Source organism: Lysinibacillus sp. 10T31 (genome assembly GCF_056394365.1).
The window spans coordinates 43308-58383 of sequence record NZ_JBFTHS010000005.1; the positions used below are offsets into that span (position 1 = coordinate 43308).

Consider the following 15076-nt stretch of genomic DNA (forward strand, 5'->3'; position numbering starts at 1 on the left):
GCTTTCAAGATGTTTGTAGAGCAATCCTGGATTTTAAAACGTGCTTCGTTAACACCTCAACGTCTAGCATTGGTGAACCTAGAAACTAAGGAACAGTGGACTTATCAGCAATTAACAGAAGAAATCGCAAAATGGAGTCATTTTTTTGAGCGCCAAAACTTGCAGGCAGGAAGTCGTGTAGCCGTATTTGCGAAAAATCATATTCAGCTTTTTGCTGTCTTATTCGCCTGTGGATTAAGAGGACTCATCTATGTGCCATTGAATTGGCGTATGAGTACGAAGGAATTACATGATATTTTGACGGATGCTACGCCTTCTTTACTGCTATACGATGAAGAAATGAATTGTCCTATATCATTCGAAAACATGCATTCTCTTCGTTTAGCTAATGAAGGAGCAGTTCTCAGCATTCGAGAAGTAGACCTTAATGATCCTTGGTTGATGATTTATACAGGGGGCACAACTGGCAAGGCAAAGGGTGTTGTACTATCCTTTAATTCAGTAAATTGGAATGCCATTAATACAATTATTAGCTGGGGCTTGTGTGATAGTGATTGTACGTTAAATTATATGCCGTTGTTTCATACTGGAGGTTTGAATGCCCTATGTATACCGCTGCTAATGGCTGGCGGTACAGTTGTAATTGGTGATAAGTTTGAGGCAGAAAACGCTCTTCAGGCGATAAATCAGTACAAGACGACGATTTCGCTTTTTGTGCCAACCATGTACCAAGCGATTATTGCGACGGATTACTTTAAGAACAGTAGCTTCCCTTCAGTGAAAGTATTTTTATCAGGGGGAGCTCCATGCCCGTATCCAATATATGACGCGTTTTTTAAGAAGGGGCTATTTTTTAAAGAGGGCTACGGCTTAACAGAAGCGGGGCCGAATAATTTTTATATTTCTCGAGAGGCAGCCTATTTGAAAAAAGGTGCCGTGGGGAAGAGCATGCAATTCAATGAAGCTAAAATTATCAATAGTGCAGGAGAAAGCTGTGCGCCAAATGAAGTGGGAGAGCTATTGGTTAGAGGAAAGCATATGTTTCGCTTTTACTGGAATAATCAACAGGAGACTGAAAAAATCATTCAAGATGGGTGGTTAAAAACTGGCGATTTAGCAATGGTGGATGAGGATGGTGACTTTTATATTGTTGGTCGCAGTAAAGAGATGATTATTTCTGGGGGTGAAAATGTTTATCCCCAGGAAGTAGAACAATGTATTTTACGCCATCAGCTAGTGCAAGAGGTTGCGGTGATTGGGGTGGAGGATGATTATTGGGGAGAAATTGTGGCAGCCGTTATCGTTTGTCAGGAAAAGCAAGCTACTATATTAGAAGAAATCAAAGAAATCTGTAGCAAGCATCTAGGCCGCTACAAAATTCCGAAAAAGATTATGTTCATCGATGAATTACCAAAAACAAGTGTCGGAAAGATTGATAAAAAAGCATTACAAATGTACGCGAAAGCCGCGAATTAAGCCATTTCTCGCTGGCATAATTATAGCAAACGCTTCAGAAAACGAAGAAAAAACGCTTGGATATCCAGGCGTTTTTCAGTTTTATAAATGAAATGCTTCCTTAATGTTCAAAGCAACTTCTTTCTAATATCGTCCCCCATCAAGTAAATACTAATATCCCTTAAAGATTAGGATAAACAGATAGAAGAGGCTATTCAATTGGACCAGATTGTTGAGAATTTACCTTCTATCTATGTTAAAATATTGCGAGTGAAATCAGGTTCTTATCGATTTTATCAAGTATCTAGGAACATAATTAGGAAACAAAGAAAGGGCAGTACTAACATGGAAAACGTATCAAATGTAGAAAAATTGGAATCAATAAAATCTTTACAATCGACAATCAGTAAACTCGAAAACGCCTTATCCCAGATGACTCAGAAAGGCGCAAACACTACCTTAGTAAAGAAACGACTCAAAGCTGTTTGTATTGGATTAGCAATGCTAGAAAACGTTTGGAATCAAAGCCCCCATCAATACACCCAGGCAGAATTAGCAGATGCTCGCAATGTTCTTACTGGTTTATTTCCATCAATTGAGAACGTATATGTTAAGTCAAAGGCTGGTAGTCCCCAAAGAACGCTTTTAGAAAGAAGAATTAAAGCGTTGGAACTAGCTGTTCAAGCAATTGATGAACTTTCCAATAAATAACTTATTCAATGGGAGTTTTAGTGAATAAGTTTCATAAACTCTCCACTTCTCTAGATATATTAACATCCAAAATGAAGAATTTTAGTTTACTAGCGGGAGTTGGTGACAGTGGAGACTGGACGACTCCTTGAAGATTAGCAATAGAGGAACGAAAGCTAAAACCATCACGTCCTGTGATAACGCCTTCGTGACCAACATCGTGTTGGCCCGAGACCTTGCAGCTAAGTGAAGAGTCTCATCGGACGCCACAGGAAGCTTTGCTCTGCGCTAAAGCGAAGCGTCAGAGGCAAATGTTTTAACTGTGCGAAAGCGAAGCGACAGCAACAATTTTTTAACTGTGCGAAAGCGAAGCGACAGCAACAAATGTTTTAACTGTGCGAAAGCGAAGCGACAGCAACAAAGCCCACAGTCGGAACGGAAATCAACCTCACATTGTGAATTTACTGTCTTTGCCACTGCTCCTAACAACCTATAATGATTAAAAATGTTAATTTATTGATAATGTATTGAAACTATTTGCAGAATAATGTTTAATAAACTTGGCTTATATTTTATACATAATATTCCTGATAAATATGAGAAAGGAGAGATAAATTTATTGCGCACTTTTAAAATAAGTACAAAATTTAATTTACTTTTAGTCGGAGTCATCCTATTTTTAAGTGTAATGATTGGATTTGTTTCCCATATACAAGTGAAACAAATTATGCGTAACAATTTTGAGCAAAGCATAACCCATATTTCCAAGGTCGGTTATATGCTACTAGAGGAACGATTTAAGGGAGATTGGGCGATAAAAGATGGGGAACTTTACAAAGGGAATACAAAAATCGTTAATCAAGAAGCCTTTGTTGATGAGGTGGGAGAAAGCATCGATGGTGGTGTAACTATTTTCCAAGGCTCAAAAGGACTAATTACCAACCTAAAGCTAAATGGAGAACGCTTGGTTGGCAAAGATGCTGATCCAAAAGTCGTTGAAAATGTAATGAACAAAGGGGAAACCTTCATAGGTGAAGCAGATGTAGTAGGGACAAAATATTTAACACTCTATGCACCGATTAAAGATGCAAGTGGAGATATTATTGGGATGTGGTTTGTCGGGGAAACGATAGACGGGGTTAATGCTATTATTTTTGCATTTATCGGTAAGCTTCTCATTGTATTGTTCATCGGAGCTGTCATTGCTGTATTAGGAAGCTTCCTTTTCACAAGAGCATTTGTGAAACCGCTTCGTGAAATAAATATTCAACTACATGACATTGCGGATGGAGAAGGAGATTTAACAAAACAGCTACAAATTAATTCCAAAGATGAAGCAGGTGAGCTTGCGCAATCCTTTAATAAAATGCTGACAAGCTTACAAGTATTAATGCAACAAATAGCACAATCCTCTAAACAGGTTGATGTATCATCTGATGGCTTAACAACTAAATCGCAGCAAACGGCGGATATGACGAGACAGTTAACATCAATATTAGAAGAAATAGCGGATGGTTCAAAAACTACATTACATAGCACAAGTGATAGCCTGACTGCCATGCAAGAAATGGCGATTGGCATCCAACAAGTTGCTGAAACCGCTTCAACTGTTTCAGATGCTGCTGATTTAATGAGTGATGAGGCTGCACAAGGCAATGACTCATTAAATCGTGTATTGAATCAAATGACCATTATTAATGAATCATCTGACAATGTAGAGGCGCAGGTCCGTATATTAGGTGATCAATCACAGCAAATTGGAAATATCGTTGATGTGATTACAAGTATCGCTGATCAAACAAATTTGCTAGCATTAAATGCAGCCATTGAAGCGGCTCGTGCTGGCGAACAAGGAAAAGGCTTTGCAGTCGTTGCAGATGAGGTTCGCAAATTAGCAGAACAATCAAAGGAATCCGCTGATCAAATAGCAACACTAATTCATTCTATTCAAAATGATACAGCCAATGTAATTACGGCTATTTCTAGTAACTCGAAGGAAGCTGCAGCAGGTATGGATGTTGTAGATGATACAAAGCTAGCCTTCCACAAGATCATGCAGTCGATTAAAGGAGTTAGCACACAGTTGCATGACATCTCTGCCGTGACGGAGCAAATGTCCGCAAGTGTTGAAGAAGTGACTGCCTCAACAGAAGCAATGGCTCGCATTGCAAGCAAGGCGACAGAAAGTACGGAGCACGTTACGCTAACAGCGAAGGAGCAATTAGCTTTCATAGACAATATGGCTTCTTCAGCCAAAGAGATGGCACAACAGGCAGACGAGCTTCAAAGCTTATTAAAAAAATTCCAATATTAAAGATGTTGAAAAATGCTTTATATCCTAACAGTTTAAAGTAAAACAAGTACAGAAAAGAAATGGGAATATTAACTATTGCTCATTAGAAGCAATGGGTTAATAGTCTATACTAAACGATAGAATATATTAAATGAACTGCCCCGCAAAAGTTAGACACCAATCTAACTTTTACGGGGGTTTTTTTAGATAAGTGGTTATATATGTTAAAATTGGATATATAAATAATGGAATGGGAGGAAGCTGAGAATTCTTGAAACAAGTGGTCTTATTGATAATGCCTTAATCGAAGAATATAAAAATGATGTTGACTTGTATGGGACATACCTAAAAAGGTGGTTTGAAAATGAAACTGAGACTTTTGTTTGGTATTTTTCTTTTAATTAGTTTGACAGCTTGTTCATCATCCAAACAAACCGATATTACAGATGAGGTTATCTTCTATGGCGAGGGAGAATATTGGAATGTCAAGTATATTTACAATCCTGAATTGTATGTTGAGAAAAGAGTAAATTGGGTTGAAATGGAATTGAAAGATTTAAAACTATCGCAGGGGGATTTATTTAATATTGACATTGAGTTTGAAGGAAGAGATGGGTTAATTACAGGGAATGTTGGAGATATGAAAACAAAAATTAAAGGGAACGTTATTTCATTTTTGGTTGGTACTGTTAATGTTGAAACATATAAAGAGGATAAATATAAAATCAAAATAAAATTCAAAGATACACAAGATGTTATAAGGTTGCAGTCATTGAACTAGGGGGTGGCTTTAGTGTATTAGCGAAATAAACATGTTGAAAATGATATGGTAACTCTAACAAACCCGATCCAAAGAGATGCGGTTTTAAGACATAAAGGCCCAATTGTAAAATAATAGATGCCTATAAAATCTACATATGTGGATTGAAACGTATAAAAATCAAAGATTTAAAAATAAATGGCATCTAGAAATATTTCATAGCTGGGAGATAGAGAAAATTTAGATGTAGAGCTATTAGATACCATTGAATAAAGGCACGAAATAAAGGGGAAATCTCTGTTTATCGTTATTTTAAAAAAATAGTTGTGCTAATAGATATTTATTTTTTCACAAAGGTTCCCATAATACGAACATATCAGTAAAATAGAGTAGGTTAGGGGGACTATATTTTGAAAGATCAACGCTTTAAAATTGCGCATCGAGAGGCGCTTATCGGTATCGGGCTTGTGATCGTTAACTTTGCGATTTGGTTTGGCTTTGCCTATGGATTAGGCTCTGGTGATCCAGCAAACTATACGTATGTATTCGGTTTCCCTGCATGGTTTTTCTATAGCTGTATTGCAGGGACAGGCTTTATGATTATTTTAATCTGGGTCGTCATGAAACTCTTTTTCAAAGAAGTACCATTTGACGATGAGGAGGTGGATCAATAATGCATTGGCAAGTTATTTTTCCACTGTTATTATTTTTAGTCATCATCTTTGGTATTGGTATCTGGTCAAATAAGCATATACGCTCTTCCAATTCATTTTTACAGGAATACTTCCTCGGTGGTCGTGAAATGGGAGGCTTCATCCTTGCTATGACAATGATCGCTACGTACGGCAGTGCAAGTAGCTTTATTGGTGGTCCAGGCGTTGCATACACGAAAGGGCTTGGCTGGGTATTACTGGCGATGGCTCAGCTGCCTGCAGGTTATTTTGTTTTAATGATTTTAGGGAAGAAATTTGCTATTATTGCAAGACGTTATCAAGCCATCACGTTAATAGACTTTTTACGAGAACGCTATAAGAGTCATGCGATTGTTATCCTATCAGCCATTAGTATTATCATCTTTTTATTTTCTGCAATGATGGCACAATGGGTCGGTGGTGCTCGCTTAATTGAATCATTAACTGGCTTAAACTACACAACGGCACTCTTTATTTTTGCGATTTCCGTATTAGTGTATGTTATTATTGGGGGCTTCCGCGCTGTTGCACTAACGGATACGGTGCAAGGCTCAATAATGGTTATCGGAACCATTATTTTATTAATTGGGACAATCATCGCTGGTGGAGGAATCGATAATATTATGGCCTCACTTGTCGCTGAGAATCCGAATCTAGTGTCTCCATTTGGAGCAGAAGGTGAGTTAACGCCATTATACGTATCTACTTTTTGGATTTTAATTGGTGTTGGAGTTGTGGGACTCCCACAAATCGCAGTTCGCGCTATGAGCTATAAAGATTCAAAAAGTATGCATTTAGCCATTATCATTGGCACTATTGCCATAGGGACAATTATGTTTGGGATGCATCTAATTGGTGTTTTAGCACGTCCAGTGATACCAGGTATTGAAATTGGTGATAAAGTTATGCCGCTGCTGACATTAAAGGTTTTACCGCCATTTTTAGCTGGCATTGTCTTAGCAGCACCGATGGCAGCAACGATGTCTACAGTTAATGCGCTATTGATGCTTGTAAGCTCAACAGTAGTGAAAGATATTTACTTAAATTATATAAAACCAACAGCGAATGATACGGAAATTAAGCGTGCAAGCTTTATAGTTACAGCAGTAATCGGTTTAGTAGTAATCGTTTTTGCACTAAACCCACCAGATTTATTAGTATGGCTTAATTTATTTGCTTTTGGTGGACTTGAAGCAGTCTTTATTTGGACTGTCGTATTAGGACTATATTGGAAAAAAGCCAACAAATATGGTGCGATTTCCTCAATGATTTCGGGTATGGCCTTATATATTATCATTGATCGTTTTTATCCTTCTGTCTTTGGCATGCATACTGTGACAATTCCAATTGTCGCTTCCTTTTTCATTTTTGTTATTGTTAGCTTATTAACAAGTCATAAATTTAAAAATGAAAAGTTGTTTATTTAAATTAGAAAACGCCGTAGAGTGAAAAACTACGGCGTTTTTTATTATAGTCAAAAAGAGTCGGATAGGATGTTCGAAATGATGGATAGACTGTCCAAAATCGTGGATAGAATCTTCGAAATCGTGGATAGAACCTCTGGATTGATGGATAGAAAGTTCAAAGTGACGGATAGAACCTCCGGAGCGACGGATGAAACCTTCGAAGTGACGGAAAGAATCACTGAAACGACGGATAGTACCTTCAAAATGATGGATAGAATCACCAAAATCGTGGATAGAATCTCTGGATTGATGGATAGAAAGTTCAAAGTGACGGAAAGACCCTCCGGAGTGACGGAAAGAATCACTGAAGCGACGGATGGAACCTCCGAAGTGACGGATAGTCCCACTGAAACGACGGAAAGAACTTGAAGTGACGGATAGTACCTTCAAAATGATGGATAGAATCACCAAAATCGTGGATAGAACCTTCGAAATGATGGATAGAAAGCCCAAAGTCGTGGATAGAACCTTCGAAATGATGGATAGAACGTCCAAAGTCGTGGATAGAACCTTCGAAGTGACGGAAATAACCACTGAAACGACGGAAAGAACTTGAAGTGACGGAAAGTACCTTCAAAATGATGGATAGAACCGCAAAAATCGTGGATAGAACCCACAAAATCGTGGATAGAGCCTCCAAAGTGACGGAAAGTACCCTGAAGCGACAGATAGCCTCTCCGAATTAAAGGAATAGAACGCCAAAGTTTGTCGACAAACTAAAACGCCGTAGAGCTAGATATCTACGGCGTTTTTTATGTAATCATAAGCATTTTTTGTTAGCAATGTAATCGTTACGATAATGAACAATACGCGGACAAAGCCGCTACCTTTTTTAATCGCGACACGCGAGCCTACCATTGCACCGGCAATTTGAGCGATACCCATTAGTAAACCATAGACATAATGAATCTGACCTAAGTAGGCGAACATTAAAAGTCCGGCAAAATTACTTGCTAAGTTTAAAAATTTGGCATTTCCTGCTGCCTTTAGAAAATCGAAGCCGACTAATAAAAAGCTGAAAATTAAAAATGAGCCAGTTCCTGGACCAAGAAATCCATCATAAAAACCAATGCTAAATAACAATAGCATGAATAAAACTAAGTGCGTAAACTTTAAATTTTTGACCGAAGCTACTGAACCCCAGTCTTTTTTAAAGATTGTATAGACTGCAACAGCAGCAAGCATTATGAGCATAAGTGGTTTTAGTAATTCAGGATTGATTAAATGAACTGTCCATGCACCAAAAAGTGATCCCACAAAGGCAAGGGGAAAGTATTTAATAACCGAACGAATTTCTAGCTGACCGGAACGATAAAAGGAAATGGTTGATGTTAATGAACCCATTGTACCCGCAAGTTTATTGGTGGCAACGGCTGCTGCTGGATTTAAACCAGCAAACATAAGGACAGGTAACGAAATTAAGCCACCGCCCCCAACGACCGAATCCACAAAGGCGGCTAAAAATCCGAAAGATATTAATAATATGACTACATTTAAATCTATTTCAAATAGCATGTTTACACCTCTTTAAATAGTTACTACTGAAATAGTAACTAAATTTCGTGTAGCTGTAAAGACTAATTTTTTTGTTGGCTTATCTTCATAGCCTTAATTTATAATAAAGGAAATGGAGGGATCGAATGGTTGCATTAATCGCCCAATTAAAAGAACTGGGATTCACAGAATATGAAGCAAAGGCCTATACTGCACTCGTACAAAATAGTCATGTTAGTGCCTATCAAGTAAGTAAAAACTCCGGTATCCCACGTGCAAGAATATATGACATACTTAATGTACTTGTTGAAAAAGGGTTAGTACTGAAAGAAGAAACGGCAGATCAAACGACATACTCGTCCATTCCTGTCGCTGTGTTTTTACAACAAATTCAGCAACGCTGGCAATCGAATTTTACATCGATTAGTGATCAATTAGAAAAATTAGAGGTAAAAGAGCAAGAAGCGGAGCATAAGGTTGTTACGCTAAAAGGAAAAGAGGCAATCGTCAATTACTGTCAGTCATTATTAAAAAAGGCACAGAAAAAAGTACTATTATCGATGTGGGAAGATATGTATGAAGAATTGCGAGAAGATATCCAGGAGGTCGCGAAGCATATCCCTGTTCATGGAATTACTTTGTATGTTGAGGATCATTTAGCTTCCATTGACCAACACCGTATCACTCGCTATACGAGGAATGCATCTACACCTCATTGGTTTATTTTATCGATAGATGGAAAGCAAATGATTTATGGTCACTCACCGTCAAATCAAGAAACGGCTTTTATTTCAAATGATCCTGTTCATATTTATTTATTAGAGGATTATATATGGCATGACGTACTTGTCAACCGACTGTTAAAGCGCGATGATACCGATCTTGAGGAATGGATTACTAAAGAACGTAAAGCATTTTTCTTAGAATGAAAGTATTGAAAAAGAATCTGCAAGCCGTCATGTACATTACTGAAGGCGAGCAGATTCTTTTTTCATTAAATATTAATAAAATACTTTATCAACATTGTATTTAGCGCGGAATGAATTGATCGCGTATGTTTCGTAAATTTCACGTTCCATTGGATCTTCCACTTCATACACTTCAATTTTGAAAATTTCATCACGATGATTTTTCATCGGTGACACATTGTCCTCAAAATGCTTTTTAATACGTTGACGAATTTTACGTGCTTTACCGACAAATAATAGTTCGTTCTCTTCATTATAGAATAAGAAAATACCACCGTTTTCACGTGTGATTTTATGGAAATCAATAAAACCATGGTACGGTGTGATTGGTACATCACCTGGCTTTAAATCTTGTTCGCGTTGGCGAATTACTAAATCTGGTTTTGGAAATTCAATTTTAATCAAAGTATTCACGTTCCTCTCTGTTACTAAAGGTATATGTTAACATAAGTACAGCATGTTTACCATCAAATAATGAATGTAAACATTCAAGATTAGTGTTAATCAAATTACATAATGACATGCATGATTAATAACAAAATATTCTATGTATTATTGATATTCTTAATTGTTCATGTTACAATTCTTTTTAATTAAATAATCTTATCATGAGAAGTTGAGGGATTTGTTTTAGAAACCCAGTCGTACCAAGTGTTTGAAGCGCGTGATAAGATGTTGAGTAGTTTACAGTTTATTTGTTTTTAATAATACACTTCTTGTTGTCTATTAATTTAGATGAGGAGAGGTGTATTTTTTTATGCTGTTAAAGTTTGCTTATGATGATTTTATTGCAGACAGAAGATTTAACAATACGACTCAGGCAAATATCAATAGTTACAAATACATGATTAAGCCGTTTATTGAGTATTGCATTGATGAGGGCGCAATCAATGTAGAAGATGTAAATCGTAATCACTTAAAAAGCTATCTTGTAATGTGTCAAGAACAAAATAAAAAGCCTAACACAATAAATACGATAATTTTACGTGCTAAAGCCTTTTTTAACTATTTAGTTGATGAGGGCATCGTAAAGGAAAACATTGCAAAGAAGATTAAAGTCCAAAAAGTGGATATTAAAATTGATACTTTTACAGACAATCAAATCAATCAAATGTTAGCTTTCTACCGTGTACAAAAAAAGAGACATCAATCATATAGCAGTTACCGTAACTATTTAATTATTTTGGTATTGCTAGGAACGGGCATTCGCAGAAAAGAAATGATTATGTTGAAGTGGATAGATGTGGATTTTAAAAATCAGACATTCAGTGTATATGGAAAAAATCGTAAATATGAAACGGTATTTCTTACGGATAAATTAACAAAAGAGTTATTAGCATTTAAAACATTCTCGAATAATTCCTTTAAAGATGAAAATGAATATGTCTTTGTAACGAATAGCAATATGCCATTTACAATCAATACCATCGACTATGTTTTTCGAGAGTTGAAAATGAAAATGAACTTTAAAAATATAAGGGTTAGTCCGCATACGTTTCGCCATACGTTTTGTCACAGATTAGTAATGAGTGGTACGTCAGCGTTTGCAATACAAAAACTAATGCGCCATGAACATATTGTTACGACTATGCGCTACGTAAATTTATGGGGAAGCGAATTGAAACAGGAAAACGATAAGCACAATCCCTTAAACAATTTTGATTTTTAAGGGAGGTAAATGAATTGGAAAAAGTAATCGTAGAAACAATCAATGGTATGCGTCAAATAGCGGCTAAATACAATCCTGAATTTAAATCAGTAACCTTTGAGGAAAATTCGGTGCTACACGATGGTAGGCAATTTAATGTAAGCCGAATGACATTAAGAAAATCAGATGTACAATTATGATAAGCGATTTTAAGGAGCAGTTCGAAAAGAATCTAATCAATATTGAATGTAAGCAACTGTTACAGCAGATGCAGATGTTTATTGAGAATAATGGAAAGTTAGATAATAAGCGAGGAAATACAGATAAGAATCACGATGATCTAGTTATTGCAGGAGCATTATCCGTACAAGGAATGAAGACGAATAAGTGGTACATATAGCAGAATTATATTAATGATTAGTTAAGTGTAATGTATTACTATTATTGGAATGTGGGAGGTGACTAGATGGAACATATATTAGTCTATAATAGTAAAGAATATAAATTACCGTATGAAACAATTCAATTAATCATTCAAACAAGGAATATATTTGTAGATGGAAAATCGTTAAAGATTGCATCAGTGTCTGTAGATTTAGATGGTAAGGTATATATTCGCATATAATTATTAATACATAAAGGTCACATCTAACAAGGTGTGGCTTTTTATTATGCCTTAGGCGGTTGAGTATGAAATTGAAAGAGGAAAATTTAAAAGGATCACCCGGAGGATAGTGACCCTTAATAATGATTTGGAGGTGTAAGGTTAAACTGGTATTACCTTACAATAGTTATGAGCATTATATGCGGTAATGGCGGTATTGGGTATTAATAACATCTATTCATAAAACTAGTGCCGACAATAATCAGAAGAATGAATAGAACAACGATTAAAGCGAATGGGTTTCTTTCGCGACGCTCTTCGCGAATTTCTCCGCAGTATCCCATAAAATATCCCTCCTTTCTATAATCTATAATATGTATAGTTTTCAAAAGGGATTGCGATATTTATCTTAGGCGTTCCTTTGAAAAAGATTTAATAATAAAAATAGGATACGTTATCAAGAACATAATGTTAGATGCTAACAAAAGGTCACATCCAATAGGTGTGGCTTTTATTATTTTGTACGCTACCATATCAATTTTCACACGCCCATAAACCTAATTCAATTCTTAGTTGTCATTCTTCAATTAGTTCTCTCATAAATATCATAAATAGGTAATTTTAGGTTAAGAAATGAGGCGTGTTGATGAGTAAGAAAATGAAGCAGTTCGGAGATAGCAAAGTTAAAATCATTCCAACAGTAAAGGAGATTGTTTACAAAACGCCTGTAACAGAAGGAGAATTAAAGGAAGCAGAAGAGAATAGAAAGAATATAGAAGATATGATAGTGGACATGTTCGTTAATTATATTAAAAAGAATAATTAGTAGGGTGTACTTTTGGGTACGCCTTTTTTGTTTGTAATATTACTTCTTAAATAAATCAATTTTCACACGTCTATAAAAAATAGGTATTCCCTTACAATTATATCATTGGTAATATATAACTGTAACTAGTGAAAATAGGAGTGTTGTGAAGTGAGGAAAATTAAATGGTTATCTCTAATTATTGGAATTATAATGATTCTATCAGCATGTGTTAAGGATGAATCTGTGAAGGGTGATGTTAATAATGTATCAGAAACTGAACCTAATGAGAAAATTGAAGTAGCACAAAAAGAAATGGAAGAAGAGGTTATTGACCCACAACCTAAAAATGATTTAAGTGCAGAAGTTGATATAATTATGAAAGATTTCAATATCATCTTGGTTGAGCATCAAGAAAACTTGATTGAATATTTGTTAGGCACTTCCAATTTACCATTAGAGGATTATCAAATGAAAGAGTTACTCGAAACTGGTGAATCAGTTGAAGAAAGTATGAATAGTATCAAATTAAATACTATTACTGAAGGAGATAAAAAGATTGCATACCTATTTGAGGAACTGAAAAAATACCAAGATATAAGGTTTCAAGCACTTAAAAAGTATATAGATGAACCTAATGATTATGACTTAGAAATTATTAAGGCTAATACAGTTTTAGCTTCTGATATTGCATTAAAGATGATTGACATTAGAGCAAAAGGAATTGAAGAATGACAGGGTACTCTCTTTTGATAGGTGGCTTTTTTATTTGTAAATGCTATACACTTCTTTTTTTCAGAAGTATGAGTTATAATCAAAATTACATAGACTTTATAAGAAGTGGAATAAACTAACAAGTAAATGTATTACTCCCAAACATAATGACATGCATGATTAATAACAAAATATTCTATGTATTATTGATATTCTTAATTGTTCATGTTACAATTCTTTTTAATTAAATAATCTTATCATGAGAAGTTGAGGGATTTGGCCCGATGACGCTTCAGCAACCTCTAACAAAAGTTAGAAAGGTGCTAATTCCAGCAAAGGATTTGTCCTTTGAGAGATAAGAGTGAACGTGGAAAAATCCTTCTCATTCTATCTCATATGGAATGAGGGGGATTTTTTAATTTTATCGTTTGATATTTGAGCTTTACACAGGGCCCGTGCATTGATTGATTTTAACAGAGAGAAACAAAAGAGAGGGGAATGCAAGATGCCAATTAATATTCCGAAAAACTTACCAGCTGGAGAACATTTACGTGAGGAAAAAATCTTCGTAATGGAAGAGGATAGAGCAAAAACACAACAAATCCGTCCGTTAAATATATTAATTTTTAATTTAATGCCGGAAAAAGAAAAAACGGAGCTGCAATTACTACGTTTATTAGGTAATACACCGTTACAAGTAAATATTACCTTTTTAAATACAGCTACGCATGAATCGAAAAATGTTAGTAAATCACATTTACAGTTATTTTACACGACCTTCAATCAAATTCGTCATCGCCGCTATGACGGCATGATTATTACGGGTGCACCAGTAGAGAAAATGGCATTTGAAGACGTAAACTACTGGCAGGAAATTTCAGAAATTATGGATTGGTCCAAGGCAAACGTAACATCTGTTTTACATATATGTTGGGGTGCTCAGGCAGCGTTATACCATCATTACGGTATCGGTAAAGTTGCGCTTCCAGCTAAATGCTCAGGTGTATATTCTCATGTCATTACGGATTTAACAGTGGATTTAGTACGTGGCTTTAGCGATTCATTTACAGCACCACATTCACGTTATACATCCGTATCAATTGATGAAGTACTTAACCATCCTGATTTACGATTACTATCTTTTTCAGAAGATGCTGGTGTTTTCATAGTGCAATCTAAGGATAATAAAAACATTATGATTACTGGCCATCTGGAATATGATGCGACTACTTTAGCTGATGAGTATAGTCGTGATGTTGCGAAAGGATTAGATATTGAGGTACCAGTCAATTACTTCCCACATGATAATCCAGCAAATGAACCGATAAATACGTGGCGTGCCCATACACATTTATTATTCTCGAATTGGTTGAACTACTATGTTTACCAAGAAACACCATACGAATGGGATTTCGTTGATCAAATTGAATATCATATTTAAAACTGCTTAATAACATTTATAAAGAAAAATGATGACCTTGATTTTT

20 protein-coding genes and 1 riboswitch are annotated in these 15076 nt (G+C 35.8%); of the genes, 15 read left to right on the forward strand and 5 right to left on the reverse strand.

Features of this window, described 5'->3' with window-relative positions; translation table 11 throughout:
• Positions 1–9: 9 nt before the first annotated feature.
• From AC1DCY_RS04320 to panF, 7 genes are all read left to right on the forward strand, one after another.
• Complete coding sequence (locus AC1DCY_RS04320) at positions 10–1476, forward strand: class I adenylate-forming enzyme family protein (protein WP_477347769.1); 1467 nt, start codon at positions 10–12, stop codon at positions 1474–1476.
• A 324-nt stretch (positions 1477–1800) separates the two neighbouring features.
• Positions 1801–2166 (forward strand): hypothetical protein, encoded by a 366-nt coding sequence (locus tag AC1DCY_RS04325; protein WP_477347933.1) that lies wholly within the window; start codon positions 1801–1803, stop codon positions 2164–2166.
• A 301-nt stretch (positions 2167–2467) separates the two neighbouring features.
• Positions 2468–2641 (forward strand): hypothetical protein, encoded by a 174-nt coding sequence (locus AC1DCY_RS04330; RefSeq protein ID WP_477347771.1) that lies wholly within the window; start codon positions 2468–2470, stop codon positions 2639–2641.
• A 123-nt stretch (positions 2642–2764) separates the two neighbouring features.
• Positions 2765–4459, forward strand: coding sequence for a methyl-accepting chemotaxis protein (locus AC1DCY_RS04335; RefSeq protein ID WP_477347773.1), 1695 nt, complete (start codon positions 2765–2767; stop codon positions 4457–4459).
• A gap of 343 nt (positions 4460–4802) precedes the next feature.
• The gene (locus AC1DCY_RS04340; protein WP_477347775.1) at positions 4803–5219 is read left to right on the forward strand and encodes a hypothetical protein; all 417 of its coding nucleotides are present in this window, start codon (positions 4803–4805) and stop codon (positions 5217–5219) included.
• 389 nt (positions 5220–5608) lie between these two features.
• Complete coding sequence (locus AC1DCY_RS04345) at positions 5609–5872, forward strand: YhdT family protein (protein WP_477347776.1); 264 nt, start codon at positions 5609–5611, stop codon at positions 5870–5872.
• Positions 5872–7317 (forward strand): sodium/pantothenate symporter, encoded by a 1446-nt coding sequence (gene panF, locus AC1DCY_RS04350; RefSeq protein ID WP_477347778.1) that lies wholly within the window; start codon positions 5872–5874, stop codon positions 7315–7317. Before AC1DCY_RS04345 ends, panF begins: the two co-directional genes overlap by 1 nt.
• Here panF and AC1DCY_RS04355 read toward each other — a convergent pair.
• The 3 genes from AC1DCY_RS04355 to AC1DCY_RS04365 form a co-directional block, all read right to left on the reverse strand.
• Positions 7276–7746, reverse strand: a complete 471-nt coding sequence (locus tag AC1DCY_RS04355; RefSeq protein ID WP_477347780.1) for a hypothetical protein — start codon at positions 7744–7746, stop codon at positions 7276–7278. The genes panF and AC1DCY_RS04355 overlap by 42 nt on opposite strands.
• Entirely contained in the window at positions 7658–7996 is a 339-nt protein-coding gene (locus tag AC1DCY_RS04360) for a hypothetical protein (RefSeq protein WP_477347782.1), read from the reverse strand. The genes AC1DCY_RS04355 and AC1DCY_RS04360 overlap by 89 nt, the downstream gene beginning before the upstream one ends.
• A 92-nt stretch (positions 7997–8088) precedes the next feature.
• Positions 8089–8871: a TSUP family transporter gene (locus AC1DCY_RS04365; RefSeq protein ID WP_477347784.1), complete on the reverse strand. Its 783-nt coding sequence runs from the start codon at positions 8869–8871 to the stop codon at positions 8089–8091.
• Positions 8872–8996: 125 nt separating this feature from the next.
• Here AC1DCY_RS04365 and AC1DCY_RS04370 point away from each other — a divergent pair, with 125 nt between their 5' ends.
• On the forward strand, positions 8997–9779 hold the full coding sequence (locus AC1DCY_RS04370) for a TrmB family transcriptional regulator (protein ID WP_477347785.1): 783 nt from the start codon (positions 8997–8999) through the stop codon (positions 9777–9779).
• A gap of 72 nt (positions 9780–9851) precedes the next feature.
• Here AC1DCY_RS04370 and AC1DCY_RS04375 read toward each other — a convergent pair whose 3' ends face one another.
• Positions 9852–10223 (reverse strand): nucleotide excision repair endonuclease, encoded by a 372-nt coding sequence (locus tag AC1DCY_RS04375; protein WP_053485542.1) that lies wholly within the window; start codon positions 10221–10223, stop codon positions 9852–9854.
• A 352-nt stretch (positions 10224–10575) separates the two neighbouring features.
• Between AC1DCY_RS04375 and AC1DCY_RS04380 the strand changes: the two genes are divergently transcribed.
• The 4 genes from AC1DCY_RS04380 (at position 10576) to AC1DCY_RS04395 (ending at position 12091) form a co-directional block, all read left to right on the forward strand.
• Positions 10576–11487, forward strand: coding sequence for a tyrosine-type recombinase/integrase (locus tag AC1DCY_RS04380; RefSeq protein ID WP_477347787.1), 912 nt, complete (start codon positions 10576–10578; stop codon positions 11485–11487).
• A 14-nt stretch (positions 11488–11501) separates the two neighbouring features.
• Positions 11502–11666: a hypothetical protein gene (locus AC1DCY_RS04385; RefSeq protein WP_477347789.1), complete on the forward strand. Its 165-nt coding sequence runs from the start codon at positions 11502–11504 to the stop codon at positions 11664–11666.
• A complete protein-coding gene (locus AC1DCY_RS04390; RefSeq protein WP_477347791.1) occupies positions 11663–11866 on the forward strand; it encodes a hypothetical protein in 204 nt (67 codons plus the stop codon). Before AC1DCY_RS04385 ends, AC1DCY_RS04390 begins: the two co-directional genes overlap by 4 nt.
• A gap of 66 nt (positions 11867–11932) precedes the next feature.
• Entirely contained in the window at positions 11933–12091 is a 159-nt protein-coding gene (locus AC1DCY_RS04395; protein WP_477347793.1) for a hypothetical protein, read from the forward strand.
• 203 nt (positions 12092–12294) lie between these two features.
• On the opposite strand, the gene AC1DCY_RS04400 is transcribed toward AC1DCY_RS04395, so the two are convergent.
• Positions 12295–12414, reverse strand: coding sequence for a YjcZ family sporulation protein (locus AC1DCY_RS04400; protein WP_400910943.1), 120 nt, complete (start codon positions 12412–12414; stop codon positions 12295–12297).
• Positions 12415–12716: 302 nt separating this feature from the next.
• Here AC1DCY_RS04400 and AC1DCY_RS04405 point away from each other — a divergent pair, with 302 nt between their 5' ends.
• The 3 genes from AC1DCY_RS04405 (at position 12717) to metA (ending at position 15030) form a co-directional block, all read left to right on the forward strand.
• Complete coding sequence (locus AC1DCY_RS04405; protein ID WP_477347796.1) at positions 12717–12896, forward strand: hypothetical protein; 180 nt, start codon at positions 12717–12719, stop codon at positions 12894–12896.
• 150 nt (positions 12897–13046) lie between these two features.
• Positions 13047–13610 carry a hypothetical protein gene (locus tag AC1DCY_RS04410; RefSeq protein WP_477347798.1) on the forward strand — a complete coding sequence of 188 codons (564 nt, stop codon included), beginning with the start codon at positions 13047–13049 and terminating at the stop codon, positions 13608–13610.
• Between the two features lie 230 nt (positions 13611–13840).
• Positions 13841–13951, forward strand: a riboswitch (SAM riboswitch).
• A 143-nt stretch (positions 13952–14094) separates the two neighbouring features.
• The gene (gene metA / locus AC1DCY_RS04415) at positions 14095–15030 is read left to right on the forward strand and encodes a homoserine O-acetyltransferase MetA (protein WP_477347800.1); all 936 of its coding nucleotides are present in this window, start codon (positions 14095–14097) and stop codon (positions 15028–15030) included.
• Positions 15031–15076 lie beyond the last annotated feature (46 nt).